The organism is Rhodoferax sp. (assembly GCF_012927445.1).
In the GTDB taxonomy this organism is placed as follows: Bacteria; Pseudomonadota; Gammaproteobacteria; order Burkholderiales; family Burkholderiaceae_C; genus Rhodoferax.
Genome location: NZ_JABBPD010000004.1, coordinates 812951 through 829023, shown reverse-complemented (window position 1 = coordinate 829023; position 16073 = coordinate 812951). Strand labels below are relative to the sequence as shown.

Below are 16073 nucleotides of genomic sequence, written 5' to 3'. Positions count from 1 at the left end.
GAAGACCATGAAACAAATTCAAGAAGCCTATATCGTTGCCGCCACGCGCACGCCCATTGGCCGTTCGCACCGTGGATTTTTCCGCAACACCCGCCCGGACGACCTGCTGGTCAAGGCGCTGCATGCGGCGCTGGCGCAAGTGCCCTCGCTCGATCCGACCATGATCGAAGACCTGATTTGCGGCTGTGCCATTCCCGAAGGGCCGCAGGGTCTGAACATTGCGCGCATTGGTGCGGTGCTGGCCGGCTTGCCGACCAGCGTCGGCGGCATCACCGTCAACCGCTTTTGCGCCTCGGGCTTGAGCGCGCTGCAAATGGCGGCTGACCGTATTCGCGTCGGTGAAGCCGATGTGATGATTGCCGCCGGCGTGGAGAGCATGAGCATGGTGCCGATGATGGGCAACACGCCGTCGCTGTCGCCCGCCATGTTCAACAACGACGAAAACATCGGCATTGCCTACGGCATGGGCCTGACCGCCGAGAAGGTGGCAACGCAGTGGAAAATCAGCCGCGAAGCGCAGGACGCGTTCGCCGTGGAGTCCCATAAACGGGCGCTGGCGGCCATGGAAGCCGGTCACTTCGCCGATGAAATGACGCCGGTGGAAGTGATTGACCGTTCCCCCAATCTGGCGACCGGTGAAGTCATCGAGAAAAAACGGCTGGTCAGCCTGGACGAAGGCGCGCGCTTTGATACCTCAATGGAAGGCCTGATCAAGCTGAAAACACCGTTTGCCGCCCGCGGCTCGGTGACGGCTGGCAACAGTTCGCAAACCTCGGACGGTGCCGGTGCCCTGATCTTGGCCAGCGAAAAAGCGGTCAAGCAATTTGGCCTGAAACCGCTGGCGCGTTTCGTCAGTTTTGCCGCCAAAGGCGTGCCACCGCACATCATGGGCATTGGTCCGATTGAAGCCATTCCGGCGGCACTGCGTTACGCCGGCCTGAAGCAGGACGACATCGACTGGATTGAGTTGAACGAGGCGTTTGCCGCGCAGTCGCTGGCAGTCATCAACACGCTGGGGCTGGACCCGGCCAAGGTCAACCCGATGGGCGGCGCCATTGCACTCGGTCACCCGCTGGGCGCCACCGGGGCTATCCGTTCCGCCACCGCCATCCACGCGCTGCACCGCAACCATCTCAAGTACAGCATGGTCTCCATGTGCGTCGGCATGGGACAGGGCGCGGCCGGAATTTTTGAGCGGGTGTAAGCAGGCCTCCTGACAAACGAAAGAACAGCATGACCGATATATTGATCGACACCAGTGCCAGCGTGATGACCCTCACCCTGAACCGCGTGGACAAAAAGAACTCACTCACCGGTGCGATGTACACCGCCCTGGCGGACGCCCTTGCGTTGGCGCAGGCCGATGACGCGGTGCGTGTGGTGGTGTTCCAGGGGCACGAGACCATTTTCAGCGCCGGGAACGACATTGCGGACTTTCTCGGTGCGCCGCCCGACACGCTGGATGCGCCGGTGTTTCGCTTTTTGCGCGGCATCAGCACCTTCACCAAGCCCGTGCTGGCGGCGGTGTGTGGCCCGGCGGTCGGCATTGGTACCACCATGCTGTTTCATTGCGATTTGGTTTATGCGGGTGACAACGCGGCGTTTTCCATGCCCTTTGTCAACCTCGGTTTGTGCCCGGAAGCGGCGTCGAGCTACCTGGCACCGCAATTGATGGGCTACGGCCGGGCGGCCGAGGCGCTGCTGCTGGGTGAGCCGTTTCTGGCCGAGGCGGCGCTGGAGATGGGGCTCATCAGCCGCATCGTGCCACCCGCCGAAGCGGCGGCACTGGCCCAGCGCCAGGCACAAAAGCTGGCGACCAAACCGATGGCCTCGCTGATCGAGACCAAGCGCCTGATGCGCAAAGGCCAGGCCAGCATCGTGGCTGAACGCATGGTGGAGGAGGGTCGCAGCTTTGGCCGCATGTTGCGCGAACCCGCCGCACGCGAAGCGTTCACGGCCTTCATGGAGAAGCGCAAGCCGGATTTCTCCAAGGTTTAAGCAATTAGGTTTTTTGCCGCTGCCCAATAAGGGTGGATTGATTTCTACCCGTGGTTCGCGTACTGCTATAAGCAATTCGTTCCCAAGGGTCAGGGGCCGCGTCACCGTTCCGTAATCGGCTTTTCGGTGAACAAGTAGTCTTTCAATTCGCCAGACAACTTGGGGTCTCTGCGCCGAATCCACTCCAACAGCATGGCCGCGTGCTCTTTCTCCTCGTCTCGATTGTGTTGAAGAATTGCCTTGAGTTCAACGTCTTTGCAGACATCCACGCGTTGGTTATACCAATCAATTGCCTCTAGTTCTTCCATCAGGGAAACAACGGCCCTGTGCATGTCGCGCGTTCCTTCGGACAGTTCCTCGATGGGCTCGTGATAACCGATACTGGACATTTCTGTCTCCTTTTGATGGACCAGGATTGCGCAAAGGCGCGCAAAAAACAATTTTCTTCAGGCTTTTCAACACTTTTACAGCCTTCAGATAAGCGTATGCGAAAACGTTAAGCCCTTTCTTGCGAAATCGCAAGGACGTCACGTCATCACTTGTTCGGGCAGAAGGGTCCACCGAACTGGCTCTGCTGACTGTCCTCGGAGGGTCTCTCTCGCTAGTCCGGCCTCTACTTAAAGCCGACTTGCATGGGCCGCAAGGGACTAGGCCGTTTAGAGCTTGGGGCGCTTGAGGCGACTGACCATCAATGAGCCAGAGAGTGTGAACCCCAATACAAGTGGGTGCAATGTGAAACCAGTAAATCCAGGAGGTAAATAATGCGCTTTCGCACTGTTCCTCGCTGCCATATTGACTTTGAGTCTCGCATTGATCAACCTGCCTGGAACTGGATTCGATTCCTTGCCATGGCCTACCACCTCACAAAGCTGTGTGTAAAAGCAATATATGAGGACCAGTCTAAAAATAAAGTCTGTCTGAGGCAGGTGTCTGATCAGGTCGAATTAACCTCTAGCCCCCGTCCCATAAGCGCAGGCAGCTACTATTTATATAGCATGATTGGCGCTATGCTCAGCGCATGAAGCTTCTCCTCTTGCCCCTGTTGCTCTCTGCCGCCACCGCCCTTGCTTCCACCTGCGACAGTGGGCTGCGCCAGTCGCCGATTGACATCACCAGCACCACGCGCCAACCGCTGCCGGACCTGAGCTTTGACTACCGGGCGGCACCGCTCAAGCTGGCTGATGATGGCCACACGGTGCGCGTGCGCTTTGCCAACGGCAGCCAGTTGCACATTGGCCCCCAGCGCTACACGCTGCAGCAGTTCCACTTCCACACCCCGGGTGGCGACCGCATTGCCGGTGAGAATTTCCCGATGGCGGCACACCTGCTGCACAAGAGTCAATCCGGGCAGTTGCTGGCGCTGGTGGTGCTGTTTCGCGTCGGTGCCGAAAACCCGCTGCTCGAAGCGCTGCTGCCGCTGATTCCCGCCCGTGCGGACGGTGCCCACACGCTGCCCGGCAAAACCGTGGATGCCCGCGCTCTGCTGCCGGCCAGTCATGGCTACTACCGCTACCCAGGCTCGGTGACCGCGCCGCCCTGCACCGAGGGCGTCGATTGGATCGTCATGAAACAGCCGCTGCAACTCTCGGCCGCGCAGCTGGCGCGCTACCGCAAACGCTTTGCCGACAACGCCCGGGCGGTGCAGCCGCTGCACCAGCGCGCGGTGCTGGAAAGTCTTTAGCCCGTAGCGCACCGTTTCGGCGCGCTGAACTGCGCTCCCTTGCCGCAGGTCAAGGTCGGTCGGGCACAGCTGCTGAATAATGCCGCCTTTGCCCTCGCTGGCAGATTGTTATTGTCATCGCTACCCAAGGAATCCGCATGCATCCGCAACCCCCTTTACGCCGCAAGGCCCCGCTGCGCGCCGTGTGCGCTGGCCTGGCCGCTTTCACGCTGGCCCTGCCTGTTTTGGCCGCTACCGGAGCAGTTGCCACACCCGTCGCGCCTCCCGCGGAGAAAGCCGCCAAATCAGCCGGGATCGAAGTCAAGGTCACGCCCGAGATGACCGGCGCCGGCATGGTCTCCAGCGGTGTCACGCTCCCCCCTATTCCGCCGGTGACGGGCAACCGCACCAATCCGGTGGCGTCCTGGGGCAAGCCCCTGCCATACCCGATCGTCATCGCCGACCGGCGCAACAACCGGCTGATAGAAATCGCGCCGGACAAAAGCATCGTGTGGGAATTTCCCTCGCCCAGCCTGAAGGTCTACCGCGGCAACGAAGACGTCAACTTTTCGATGGACGGGAAGCAGTTGGCCGTGAGCGAAGAAGACAACTTCGACGTGCATATCGTGGACTATGAAAAGCGCGCCCTGACCTGGACCTACGGCACGCCCGACACCCGCGGCAGCGGCCCGAACCTGTTGAATTACCCGGACGACGCGCACCTGCTGGCCGACGGCAAGTTCATCACCGCCGACATCCGCAACTGCCGTGTCGTCATCATCGACCCGAAAGACAACAAGATCGTCACCCAATGGGGCACGCCGGGCAAGTGCCGGCACAACCCGCCGCATGAACTGGCCCATGCCAATGGTGCAACACCGCTGGCCAACGGCGACATTTTGGTGACCGAAATCACCGACGCCTGGATCTCGCGCATCACGCGTGAAGGCAAGGTGCTGTGGAGCGTCAAGGCGCCCAACATGCACTACCCGTCGGATGCCTTTCCCACCGTGGACGGCAAGCAAATCATCGTGGCCGACTTTTGGAAGCCCGGCCGCGTGGTGATCTTCGATCCCCTGACGCGCAAAGTCAGCTGGGAATACTTCGTCAAGGACGGCGACAAGGCGCTCGACCATTCCTCCATTGCCCGCGAACTGCCCGATACCGGCGACATTCTGGTTGTGGACGATTTGAACGACCGCGTCATGGTGATCGACCGCAAGACCAAGGAAATCATCTGGCAGTACGGTGAAAAAGGTAAAAAGGGCCACACCCCCGGCTTGCTGAATTACCCCGACGGCTTTGACATTGACGTGTTTCGCGACTGGAAAACCGCCAGGCGCAAATAAGGCCAACGGCGCCCCGGTGCGCTGTCATCCCCAAGATACAAGGACATCTATGCAGCACAGGAGAGCCTTATGACTTTGGGCGCATTGATTGAAACGCATGGCTATTGGGTGCTGGCAATTGGCTGTCTGCTGGAAGGTGAAACGGTTCTGGTGCTGGCCGGCTTCGCCGCGCACCGGGGCTACCTCAACCCTTTGGCGGTGATCGGTATTGCGTCAACGGCCGGATTTTTGGGTGACCAGTTCTATTTTTGTCTCGGGCGCCGGCATGGCCCCGCCGTTCTGGCCCGCTGGCCATCGGTGGCACGACAGACTGATCGGCTCCGGCGTCTGATTGACCGCTATCACACGGCCGTGATCATCGGCATACGCTTTGCCTACGGATTGCGCATCGCCGGGCCGGTGCTGCTGGGCATGTCGCCGATATCAAGGGTGCGCTTTGGTCTGCTCAACGCGCTGGGCGCAGTGCTCTGGGCGGGTCTGGTTGCGGGTATCGGCTGGGTGTTTGGTCGAGCCGCTGAAGCCGCCTTGGGCGACATCCGGCATCTTGAAATGTGGCTCCTGCTCAGTTTGGCAGCCGTGGGCATGATCATCTGGTGGATCAGAAATAGCCGCCCGCACTGACCCCGACGGACTAGCGCGAAAACGCACAAGGTTTTGCCGCTTTATTTCACAAAGCATTTGCTTGCTAAAAATAAACAATCTGGGTATGCTTCGGCGCAATGACTGCTCCCGTTCCGTCCCTCCATTTGTCTGCCAAGTCGCCGCCTGACCCGTCGCCCAAGCGCTCGCGCGGCCGGCCACGCAAGACCGAAGAAGAGCGCGACGACGGCAACCGCCGGCATGAATTGATCACCGCGGCCGCCCGCTTGTTTCGCGACCAGGGTTTTGACGCCACCAGCACGCGTGACATCGCGGCAGCCGTCGGCATGCACAGTGGCTCGCCGTTTTATCACTTTAAAAGCAAGGACGCGCTGCTCTACGCTGTGATGGAGGAGGGCATGCACGCGGCCATCGCACGGCAAGCCCGAGCCCTGCTGGGTACTGAGCTGGAATCAGTGGACGCCGGCACGGTGCCCGCAGCCGAGGCGCCCTTGATGCACCTCCGGCGACTGATCCGCGCCCACTTTGGCACCTTGCTGGGGCCGGGCAACGACTTTGTTCCCGTGATGCTTTACGAACGTCGCTCCCTGAATCCCGCGCAACGAGCGTCGCTGGCCCAGCTGCAAGTGGACTACGAATCGGCCTGGACGCCGGTGCTGGAAGCCCTGCACGCGAGTGGCCGCTTACACGCGCCAGTCAAGCTGTCGCGGCTGCTGATACTGGGCGCGTTGAACTGGTCGGTGCAGTGGTTTGACTCCCAAAAGGAGGCGTCGCTGGACGAATTGACCGATGCCGCACTCGCTTTGTTTTTTAAGGAATCTTGATGACCCAACACCTCGCCGTCCCGGCCGAAATTGAATTTGAAGAAGAGTTTGTTGCCGGACTGCCCCAAGTCTTTGAGGAAATGATTGTGTTCAACCAGGTGCTGGGTCTGAAGATCACCTCCCTCAAATCGACCCAGGTCCGGGCCCGTATCGACATGAAGCGCGATTTGATTGGCCACTTCAGTTACAACCGGCTCCACGGGGGTGTCATCAGCGCCGGTCTGGACGCCATGGGGGGCCTGGCGGTGATGGCCGCCATTGGCGCGCGCCACATGGACGAGACGCCCATGCAGCGCCTGCACAGGTTCAGCAAACTCGGCACCATTGATTTGCGCATCGACTACCTGCGTCCCGGCATTGGCGACTATTTTGAATTGCGTGCCGAGGTGATGCGTCTGGGCTCGCGCGTGGCCTCCACCCGCATGGAGTTTCTGGGGGCGGACGGCAAGCTGCTGTCGACCGGCTCGGCGGCCTATATCGTGTCCTGACATAAAAAATGTAGCGGACGCGGATGGAGGTGAAATCAATGCCGTCATTGGGTTTCTTGATGCCGCCATTCGAAAAATGCTGCAGCTTTAACCCCATGTCCAGCTTGTTGTTGAAAACATAGCCGACCCCTACTTCGTCACCAAACTGGAAATGGGTTGAGAGGTGGTTGTTGTCATTGTCGTAAAGCTCGGACAGCAGATGGATGCCGATCCCTGCTTCCGCGTAAAAGCCTTTTTTACTTTCCTGCTGGAAGCGCAAGACCGGCGTCAGACCGATGCTGGTGATGTTTTGGGTTTGTCCTTCGATGTTCTGGTAGTGCGTGCCGCGCCATTGCGCCAACGACAAATCCCAGTAGCCGCCAATGTGGGTGCCATTGGATTGAAACCAGCGGCGTTCCCAGTCCCATTGCGCCCCCAAACGGACCATCTGCACTTTTTCGCCAACCGCCAGTTCGAGGGAGGTGGCATCCAGCGCCTGCGCCGCGCCATGCGCAGCAGTCAAGGCGAGGTAGGCGAGAAGGTGGTTCCAGTGCATAAATCGCATCATTTATTTCCACGAAGATGAAGTTGGATGAAGGAGTCGAACACAAAACAGCGGGCGTGTCGTTAGGCAAATTCGCGTGCCATAGATAAAAATCAAGGGTCGCCACACTTTGTCCCCCGCTGCTGGCGGCGGGGAGGGCCGCGGTGTTCACGGCCGTCTTCAAAAAATAATGATGAAATTTACCGCTAGCCGCCGTCCTGTATGCGCAGGTAGCTATAAATAAAGTAGCAAACTCAAATCAGCTTTTGCGGCACTTCGCGCGGCTGGCCGTGCTCGTCAATCGCCACATAGGTGAGCGATGCTTCCGTTACCTTGGTGTATTCGTTTTCCGAGCCAAAACGTTCGGCAAAGACCTCAATCTTGACCGTGATCGAGGTGCGGCCGATGCGGGTCAGCTTGGCGAAAAACGACAGAATATCGCCCACCCGCACCGGATGCTTGAACACAAATTCATTCACCGCCACCGTGACCATGCGCCCCTTCACATAGCGTGCCGGCACGACAGCGCCCGCCAGGTCCACTTGGGCCATCACCCAGCCGCCAAAAATGTCGCCATTGGCGTTGCAGTCGCCGGGCATGGGAATGACCTTGAGCACCAGCTCCTGGTCGGTCGGCAATGTCACGCCGGTCGAGTGGCTCTTGGCAGCGGGGTTCGGGCTAGGGTTTGCAGACATGGGCACAATCAAGGTTGTTTAAGCTAATCGATTGTCCCCCATGCGCCGCTCTGGCTCTCACCACGAAGTCGCCTCGGCGTCCACCACCCCTTCTCCCCGCTCCGACTGGGCCACCTTGCGCCGCCTGTTTCCGTATTTGTGGGAGTACAAGTACCGCGTGATGGCGGCGCTGGCCTTCATGGTCGGCGCCAAAACCGCCAACGTCAGCGTGCCCTTGTTGCTCAAGCAGCTCATTGACACCATGAACCCGAAAGGCGGCATCGACGCCAGCGCTTTGTTGGTGGTGCCGGTGGCGCTGCTGTTTGCTTATGGGCTGCTGCGCCTGTCCACTACCTTGTTTGCCGAATTGCGCGAACTCATTTTTGCCAAGGCCACCGAAGGCGCCTCGCGCAGCATCTCGTTGCAGGTGTTCCGCCATTTGCACGCTTTGAGCCTGCGTTTTCACCTGGAGCGCCAGACCGGCGGCATGACGCGCGACATCGAGCGCGGCACGCGGGCCGTCAATTCATTGATCTCGTACTCGCTGTACAGCATCATTCCCACGCTGATTGAAGTGGCCATGGTGCTCACGCTGCTGGCGGTCAAGTTTGACGCCTGGTTTGCCTGGATCACCCTCATTGCGCTGGTGTTCTACATCAGCTTTACCGTGATGGTGACCGAGTGGCGCACCGAGTTTCGCAAGGTCATGAACGAACTCGATTCAAAGGCGCACAGCCGCGCCATCGATTCGCTGCTCAATTACGAAACCGTCAAGTACTTCAACAACGAAGAGTTTGAGGCGCACCGCTACGACGAAAACCTGGAGCGTTACCGCAAGGCCGCGCTCAAGAGTCAGCGCACCCTGAGCTTGCTCAACACCGGCCAGCAACTGATCATCGCTACCGGCCTGATCGCCATGCTGTGGCGCGCCACACAAGGCGTGGTCGATGGCCGCATGACGCTGGGCGACCTGGTGATGGTGAATGCCTTCATGATCCAGCTCTACATTCCGCTCGGCTTTCTGGGCGTGCTGTACCGCGAGATCAAGCAAAGCCTGACCGACCTGGACAAGATGTTCACCCTGATGGAGCGCGAGCGCGAAATTGCCGATGTGCCGGGCGCGCAGCCGCTCAAGGTGGACGGCGCCAACGTCACCTTCAGCCACGTCAACTTTGCCTACGATCCGGCGCGGCCGATCCTGCATGACATCAGCTTCGAAATACCGGCCGGCAAAACCGTGGCGGTGGTCGGTCCCTCGGGCTCGGGCAAGTCGACGCTGGCGCGGCTGCTGTTTCGCTTCTACGACGTGCAGAGCGGCCAGATTTTGATTGCCGGGCAGGACATCAAGCAGGTCACGCAGGCCAGTGTGCGGCAGGCGATCGGCATCGTGCCGCAAGACACCGTGCTGTTCAACGACACGGTGGAATACAACATCGCCTACGGCAAACCCGGCGCCACGCGCGCCGAGGTAGAGGAGGCCGCGCGCTCGGCCCACATTCACAACTTCATCAGCGCCACGCCCAAAGGCTACGACACCATGGTCGGCGAGCGTGGCCTCAAACTGTCGGGTGGCGAAAAGCAGCGCGTGGCGATTGCCCGCACCCTGCTGAAAAACCCGCCGATCCTGATCTTTGATGAAGCCACCTCGGCGCTGGACTCCGCCAACGAACGTGCGATTCAGGCTGAGCTGCAAAGCGTGGCGCAGAACAAGACGACGTTGGTGATTGCGCACCGTTTATCGACCGTGGTCGATGCGCATGAGATTCTGGTGATGGACGCCGGGCGCATTCTGGAGCGCGGCACCCATGCGGAGTTGCTGGCGGCCAATGGGCGCTATGCATCGATGTGGGCGCTGCAGCAGTCGACGGCTGAGTAGGCTTTTTGGTGTTTTTTGGCTGTAGCCCTCGTGCAGTATGCGTAAGCAGCTATTTAAATGATAGTGGATTGGGAGTGAGGATTTCCATCCCCGTGATGGTCGGGTTTGCAGCGTAAAGAGATGTTCGCGACAGGCACCTTTCCGGTTGTCCAGTCCGTCTCCTGTCAGGGGCAGTTCGTTGCGTGCGGCAACGTGCCCATGGCGGACGTATAGCCAAACGTACGACCTGTACTCACAGAATGGCTCGTAGTACGGCAGATACTTGATCGGTCGTTGGCTTGGGGGCCTGGCCGGTGGCGTACATCAAAGTAATGCCATCAATCAAACCGGCACAGGTTTCGATCGGTACGTTGGCCTGTCCGTTGGAGATCAGCTTGACGAAGAACTCGATTGGCCGGCGCGCGGCAGAGGTCAATTGTTCACCCACGCCTGCCAGGTCCTCGCGGCGGGCAGATGCCAAGGTCAGCTCCACCCGCGCAAGAAACAGATGTCTTTCGTCGTCCGCATAGGCCACCAGCTCATCGGCCACGTAAGCAATGGCGGCCTCCAACCCCTGTGTTGCCGCCTTGTCCGCAAAGCCCACCTGCAGTTCATCACACTCCCTTTCCAGCAGCGCTGCGAGGTACTGCGACGCGGCAACAAGGAGCGATGTCTTTTTGGGAAAGTAGTAAGTCGTTGAACCCTGCGGCAGACCCACAAGCTCATCGACCGCACGGTGCGTCACGCCTTCCATACCGCGTGTGGCGAGCAGCTCAATCACCCCCCCAAGGATGGTTTCCCTTCGATCAGCTTTGTTTGTTGACATCTTTTCTCTTCATATGTAGAGTTATGCACTTCACTTAAATTATTTTCCACAACTTTCTTAGGATTATCTATGACACAAGCCATCGTTCGCATGAATCCTTCCACTTTGCCCAATGCCGCAGAGATGGGGTACTCGCAAATATCCATCGTCGAACCGGGCCGCATGGCTTATATCTCCGGACAAGTGGCCTGGCGACCTAACGGCGAACCCGTGCCCGCCGATCTGGTTGCGCAAATGAAGATCGTGGTCACCAATGCAAAGGCCGCTCTGGGTGCCCTAGGCGCAAGCCCCGAGGACATCGTCATTGCACGTTGCTTCATGACCGATTTGACGCCCGCCAGACTGGACCAGATCTTTCCGCCCTTGCTGGAGATGTTCAATGGTGCACAGCCCTGCATTACCGGTGTGGGCGTCGCAGCATTGGCTGCGCCTGAGCTGCAAGTGGAGCTGGAGCTGACAGTCCGCCTGCCGGGTTAGTCCCCGCGAGTGGTCGGCTGCCTCGCCTGTGCGCGGCAAGGCCTGCTGTTGGGTAGGTGATCAAGGTTCGAGCCAACGTCTGCTCATGTTCTATGACGAGTACGTTGATTCGCGGAATCGACGCCACGTTGCTGCATATCAGTGGCCTAACCCTAACTGAATGGCGGCTTTGGAGCGAATAGATTGGAAAGCTGTACAGCCGCTTTGGATCTCAAGCCGGTAATCGTCTTCAACACCATGTCGATCGGCTGAGATAGACAGCCATAGTCTGCAAGGAATCAATTAGATGAACTGCCGAACTTCAGCCCGCTCAGCTGTCGACCCGCCCCTCGAAATAAGGCAAAAGTGCTTTCGCCGCCTCGATCCGCAGAAGAAGGTCAATCGTCGGGTCGTTCATCACGCCGAGCAAAAAGCCTTTGGGGTCGCGACTGTTCCCCGGTGATGCGGATGCTTGGGCTTCCTGATGGGCATGGCGGCCCTGCGTCTCGTCAGCCACGGCATTCATGGGCGAGGTCTCCATCCTGACCACGGGGCTCAGCCGTTTCAGGATGGCCTGAAAAACAGCGGGCTTGATGGATTCAAGGCGCGCCAGGACGTTCGCCTGCGCATCGGGGTTGGGGGGCAGGTCGAGCCAGGGTTCTTCCGCAAAGATGGCGGCCAGGTCCGGCGTCACAAACGCGGACCATTGGCCCGTGGCGGGTTGCAGGGCGGGCACCAACCGGGCGTGCTGGATTTCGCCGGGGCTGGCCGCGTCAGCAGCAGGCCGCAGCACAAGGCGGTTGGGTGCCACCCCGCTCAAATAGCGCAAACGTAAAAATTCAAGAAATGCCCTCGCTTGCGCGACGGAGGCGGGCTCTGCGAGTGAAAACCACAGTTGGTAAGCGTCATTGCCAGAGACGGCGATTGCCGGCGCGGGCAGCTCCAGATCCGTCTGCACCCCGCGCCAAATAGTCGACAGCAGGGTCCAGTCGGCGGGTCGGGCCAGTTCCAGCACCAGGGCGCGTACGCTCCCATCGGGCGCCATCAGGCTGGGCTCGGTACCGGGTGGGGTTTGGAGGTTTGGCTCGTGAGCAAGATAGAGGCGGTCCAACTCCGCTGGCAGTGTGCTCATGGCAAAGTCTCGGTCAGGGTGTGAGTAGGAAGTGGGGGTACTTGAGCCTGCACCAGCATCTTCCAGGTCAGCCCCAGCGGCCTGTCAGTCTTGAATGAAACCAGTTCTCTGGACAGCCGGGCGATATCAATGCCCTTGCGCAAATTCACGCCAACCTGGCCCGCGACCTTGTCGGCGTTGGAGATCAGTCGGTCAAGATTGCCATTGATTCGCAGCAGCATGGCGGCAGTTTTGCAGCCGATCTTGTCCACACCGGGGACGCCATCCACCGCATCGCCCATGAGGGCCAGCAGATCGCCCATCTGCGATGGCGTGACACCAAATTTTTCCTGCACATAAGCGGCGTCGCGCCAAACGTCTTTGAAGTGGTCGTAAATACAGACCTGGTCATTGAGCAACTGCAAAAAGTCCTTGTCGGTCGACAAAATAATGGCGCGCTCCGACCTGGTGATGCACCATTTTTCGACCAGCGCGGCGATGGCATCGTCCGCTTCGATGCCCTCAATTGAAATCCAGGGCAAGCCCATACCTTGCAATTCATGCTTGAGGGTCAGCAGGCCAGCTCGCAAGGGTTGCGGCATGGGCTTGCGGTGGGCTTGATAGGCTTCATAGAGCTCATGTTTCCAGGTGCGACCCCCATGGTCAAAAACCGCAACCGCGTGGGTCGGCCTGTGGGTTTTGAGTGCGCGCTTGAACGAGCTCAGGCTTGATTTGATGGTGTCCGCTACCTTCTCCTCGCTGTCGGGCTCGGGAATGGCTTCGTGAATACGCCTGATGATGTTCAGCGCATCAATAATTAGGAGAGACATTTTGTGATCACGGCTGTTTGAAATTTCCCATAGAGACGTGGATTATCCCGTTGCTCATTCCGCGCAGGGGCGTCAGCGGCCATCGTAAGCCATTGACATCATGCCTAAACCCCGCCGTTTCTGAACTTCGACGAAATCATCTCGGCGCTCGATTTCGTCAACGAGCGCGCCATCCAGTCCGAACTGCTGGCGGCCAATGGGTGCTATGCATCAATGTGGGCGCTGCAGCAGCGTTTGGCGTGATTTTTGGGGTGTTTATTTCTGCCGCCGTCTGGCGCTTAACGCTGAAAGTGGTAGAGTTAATTCAGGCCGATTGCGGGCTCCCAAAGTCCATCTTTAACAGACTGCAACCTGGGTCCGCGAAGGGTCAATAAAGCATCCCGGATGCAAAAATAAAAATCATCGATTGCGTTTGGATTGGCATGCGTTTCAACTTCTTTAACTGGCGGTCGCTCAAGACCCGGGTAACTCTTCTAACACTGGTTGTTTTCCTGATTGGCATCTGGTCGCTGTCGTTCTATGCCAGCCGGATGTTGCGTCAGGATATGGAGCGCTTGTTAGGCGAGCAGCAGTTCTCGACGGTTTCTTTGGCCTCCGAGCAGGTCAACACCGAATTGGACGAACGACTCAGGGCGCTGGAAGTGATTGCGGAAGAAATTACCCCGGCCCTGCTGGGTCATGTGGCGGCCCTGCAAGCCCACCTGGAACCCCGCCTGATTTCTCAAGGGCTGTTCAACGGTGGCATCAGCGTCGTCGGCACCGAGGGCACCGTGATTGCCGATATGCCACGTTCGCTCGGCCGGATCGGCATCAATTATCTGGACCGGGATTACTTGGTCGGCGCGCTCAAGGACGGTAAGTCGACCATCGGTCGGGTTGTCATCGGCAAGACGCTGCAGACGCCGATTTTTGCCATGGCGGCACCCATTCGCGATGCGCAGGGCCAGGTGATCGGCGCCCTGTTTGGCGTGATCAACCTGGCCAAACCCAATTTCCTCGACAAAATTATGGCCAGTCGCTACGGCAAGACCGGCGGCTATCTCCTGATCGCGCCGCGGCAAAAGCTGTTTGTGACGGCCACCGACAAGAGCCGCAACATGCAACCGACCCCCGAGCCCGGCGTGAATCCCTTGTTGGACCGTTATATGCAGGGTTATGAGGGCTACGGTGTTTCCGTCAGCTCCCGCGGCATTGAAGAACTTACGGCCGTCAAAGGCATTCCGGTGGCGGGCTGGTCGATGGGGCTTGTGCAGCATGCCGCAGAAGTCTTTGCCCCGGTTCGCGACATGCAGCAACGCATGCTGCTGGCCACACTTTTCCTGAGCGTGCTGGCGGGAGGGCTGACCTGGTGGTTGATCTCGTGGATGTTGCGACGCCAACTTTCCCCCATGCTGGCGGCCGCCAGAACGCTGACCACCCTGTCAGAAACCAATCAGCCGGCGCAGCCTTTGCCGGTCGCCAGTCAAGATGAAATTGGCGAGCTGATCGGCGGCTTCAATCGGGTGCTGAATACGCTCAATCAGCGCGAGGCCTTGCTCAAGCAGATTCTGGACACGTCCAGCGTGGGCATTTTTTTGGTTGATATGACGGGCTGCATCACGCAAGCCAACAAGCGTATGGCGGACCTGTTTCAATGTTCTCTGGACACCTTGCAGGGGAGTGACTACATTGCCTTGCTGCCGCCTGCCGAGCGTGAGAGTGGACGCCAGAATATGCATGCCTTGCTGGATGGCTCAGTCACTTCGGTGGATGTGGATCGAATGTATTGGCGCCCCGACCAGACCCAGTTCTGGGGGCATCTGACGGGCAAGCGTTTCTACGATGCCAACGGGGAGGAGCGCGGCCTCATCGGCGTGATTGCGGACATCACCGAGAGCCGAGTAGCCGCAGAAAAACTCAATCTCGACGCCAGCGTGTTCACCCATGCCCACGAGGGCATCATGATCACCAGCGCTGACGGCAGCATCATTGATGTCAACGAGGCCTTCAGTCGCATTACCGGCTACAGCCGTGACGACGTCCTGGGCCGCAACCCACGCATCTTGAGCTCGGGCCGTCAGGATAAAGAGTATTACGCCGCGATGTGGGCCGGGCTGCTCGACAAAAGTCACTGGTACGGCGAAATCTGGAACCGCCGCAAGACGGGCGAGGTGTATGCCGAGATGCAAACCATCAGCGCCGTGCGCGATGAGCAGGGCCATGTCCGGCAGTACGTGGCCTTGTTCTCTGACATCACCGAGCGCAAGCAGATGGAAGACAAGGTGCGGCAACTGGCGTTTTATGACCCGCTCACCAGACTGCCAAACCGGCGCCTGCTCAACGACCGCTTGCGACAGTCCATGGCGACCAGCAAACGCAGTGCCTGTTATGGCGCCTTGATGGTGCTTGATCTGGACAACTTCAAGTCGCTCAATGACACGCATGGCCACCTGGCGGGCGATATGCTGTTGATCGAGGCGGCGCGGCGGTTGAGCAGTTGTGTGCGCGAAATGGACACCGTGGCGCGCTTCGGTGGCGATGAGTTTGTGGTGATGCTGAGCAATTTGAGTTCGGATAAAACGGAATCGACGTCACAAGCCGCCAGCATCGCCGAGAAAATTCGCAGCAGCTTGTCTGCCCCCTACCGGCTGACCATCCGCAATGAAGCTATGAGAGAGGTCGTGGTCGAGCATCAATGTACGGCCAGCATCGGTGTGGTCTTGTTCATCAATTCTGAAATGAGCCCGGACGACATCCTCAAATGGGCAGACACGGCCATGTACCAAGCCAAAGAAGCCGGGCGCAATCTGGTGCGGTTTTACGATTCGACTGTTTGCCTGACCGTGTAGGGGTTTCTCTGGCTTGCCTGGGACGATATTACTGATCCAGCATGCCGGATA

The 16073-nt window shown here is 59.1% G+C and carries 15 protein-coding genes and 2 pseudogenes; 10 read left to right on the top strand and 7 right to left on the bottom strand.

The genetic code is table 11. From position 1 onward, the window contains the following. Positions 1-7 precede the first annotated feature (7 nt). Complete coding sequence (locus tag HHJ17_RS09525; protein WP_296505610.1) at positions 8-1204, top strand: acetyl-CoA C-acyltransferase; 1197 nt, start codon at positions 8-10, stop codon at positions 1202-1204. A gap of 29 nt (positions 1205-1233) precedes the next feature. Next, positions 1234-1998 carry an enoyl-CoA hydratase gene (locus tag HHJ17_RS09520; protein WP_296500936.1) on the top strand — a complete coding sequence of 255 codons (765 nt, stop codon included), beginning with the start codon at positions 1234-1236 and terminating at the stop codon, positions 1996-1998. Between the two features lie 101 nt (positions 1999-2099). Here HHJ17_RS09520 and HHJ17_RS09515 read toward each other — a convergent pair whose 3' ends face one another. After that, the gene (locus HHJ17_RS09515; RefSeq protein WP_296500940.1) at positions 2100-2387 is read right to left on the bottom strand and encodes a ferritin-like domain-containing protein; all 288 of its coding nucleotides are present in this window, start codon (positions 2385-2387) and stop codon (positions 2100-2102) included. A 267-nt stretch (positions 2388-2654) separates the two neighbouring features. After that, positions 2655-2738, bottom strand: a pseudogene (locus HHJ17_RS09510) (CDP-diacylglycerol--serine O-phosphatidyltransferase); the annotation flags it as partial. Between the two features lie 278 nt (positions 2739-3016). Between HHJ17_RS09510 and HHJ17_RS09505 the strand changes: the two are divergent. The 5 genes from HHJ17_RS09505 to HHJ17_RS09485 all read left to right on the top strand — a co-directional run bounded on the left by HHJ17_RS09505 (position 3017) and on the right by HHJ17_RS09485 (position 6919). Beyond that, positions 3017-3679 carry a carbonic anhydrase gene (locus HHJ17_RS09505; RefSeq protein WP_296500943.1) on the top strand — a complete coding sequence of 221 codons (663 nt, stop codon included), beginning with the start codon at positions 3017-3019 and terminating at the stop codon, positions 3677-3679. 137 nt (positions 3680-3816) lie between these two features. Next, positions 3817-5007 (top strand): PQQ-binding-like beta-propeller repeat protein, encoded by a 1191-nt coding sequence (locus HHJ17_RS09500; RefSeq protein WP_296500946.1) that lies wholly within the window; start codon positions 3817-3819, stop codon positions 5005-5007. A gap of 69 nt (positions 5008-5076) precedes the next feature. Continuing rightward, complete coding sequence (locus tag HHJ17_RS09495; RefSeq protein WP_296500949.1) at positions 5077-5628, top strand: DedA family protein; 552 nt, start codon at positions 5077-5079, stop codon at positions 5626-5628. A 98-nt stretch (positions 5629-5726) separates the two neighbouring features. Next, the gene (locus tag HHJ17_RS09490) at positions 5727-6431 is read left to right on the top strand and encodes a TetR/AcrR family transcriptional regulator (protein ID WP_296505609.1); all 705 of its coding nucleotides are present in this window, start codon (positions 5727-5729) and stop codon (positions 6429-6431) included. Then, the gene (locus HHJ17_RS09485; RefSeq protein ID WP_296505608.1) at positions 6431-6919 is read left to right on the top strand and encodes a thioesterase family protein; all 489 of its coding nucleotides are present in this window, start codon (positions 6431-6433) and stop codon (positions 6917-6919) included. Before HHJ17_RS09490 ends, HHJ17_RS09485 begins: the two co-directional genes overlap by 1 nt. Positions 6920-6989: 70 nt before the next feature. Here the strand turns inward: HHJ17_RS09485 and HHJ17_RS09480 are convergent. Next, a pseudogene (locus HHJ17_RS09480) lies at positions 6990-7346 on the bottom strand (acyloxyacyl hydrolase); the annotation flags it as partial. A gap of 350 nt (positions 7347-7696) precedes the next feature. After that, positions 7697-8137: an acyl-CoA thioesterase gene (locus HHJ17_RS09475; protein WP_296500960.1), complete on the bottom strand. Its 441-nt coding sequence runs from the start codon at positions 8135-8137 to the stop codon at positions 7697-7699. A gap of 40 nt (positions 8138-8177) precedes the next feature. On the opposite strand from HHJ17_RS09475, the gene HHJ17_RS09470 reads away from it, so the two are divergent. Beyond that, positions 8178-9992 (top strand): ABC transporter ATP-binding protein/permease, encoded by a 1815-nt coding sequence (locus HHJ17_RS09470; protein ID WP_296505607.1) that lies wholly within the window; start codon positions 8178-8180, stop codon positions 9990-9992. A 232-nt stretch (positions 9993-10224) separates the two neighbouring features. Here HHJ17_RS09470 and HHJ17_RS09465 read toward each other — a convergent pair whose 3' ends face one another. Continuing rightward, positions 10225-10797, bottom strand: coding sequence for a TetR family transcriptional regulator (locus HHJ17_RS09465; RefSeq protein WP_296500964.1), 573 nt, complete (start codon positions 10795-10797; stop codon positions 10225-10227). Positions 10798-10866: 69 nt separating this feature from the next. Here HHJ17_RS09465 and HHJ17_RS09460 point away from each other — a divergent pair, with 69 nt between their 5' ends. Then, positions 10867-11274, top strand: coding sequence for a RidA family protein (locus HHJ17_RS09460; RefSeq protein WP_296500966.1), 408 nt, complete (start codon positions 10867-10869; stop codon positions 11272-11274). Positions 11275-11584: 310 nt separating this feature from the next. Here HHJ17_RS09460 and HHJ17_RS09455 read toward each other — a convergent pair whose 3' ends face one another. After that, positions 11585-12385, bottom strand: coding sequence for a hypothetical protein (locus HHJ17_RS09455; RefSeq protein WP_296500969.1), 801 nt, complete (start codon positions 12383-12385; stop codon positions 11585-11587). Next, positions 12382-13194, bottom strand: a complete 813-nt coding sequence (locus HHJ17_RS09450) for a 5'-3' exonuclease H3TH domain-containing protein (RefSeq protein WP_296500971.1) — start codon at positions 13192-13194, stop codon at positions 12382-12384. Before HHJ17_RS09450 ends, HHJ17_RS09455 begins: the two co-directional genes overlap by 4 nt. A gap of 422 nt (positions 13195-13616) precedes the next feature. On the opposite strand from HHJ17_RS09450, the gene HHJ17_RS09445 reads away from it, so the two are divergent. Further along, on the top strand, positions 13617-16022 hold the full coding sequence (locus HHJ17_RS09445; protein ID WP_296500973.1) for a diguanylate cyclase: 2406 nt from the start codon (positions 13617-13619) through the stop codon (positions 16020-16022). The last annotated feature ends 51 nt before the right edge of the window (positions 16023-16073 follow it).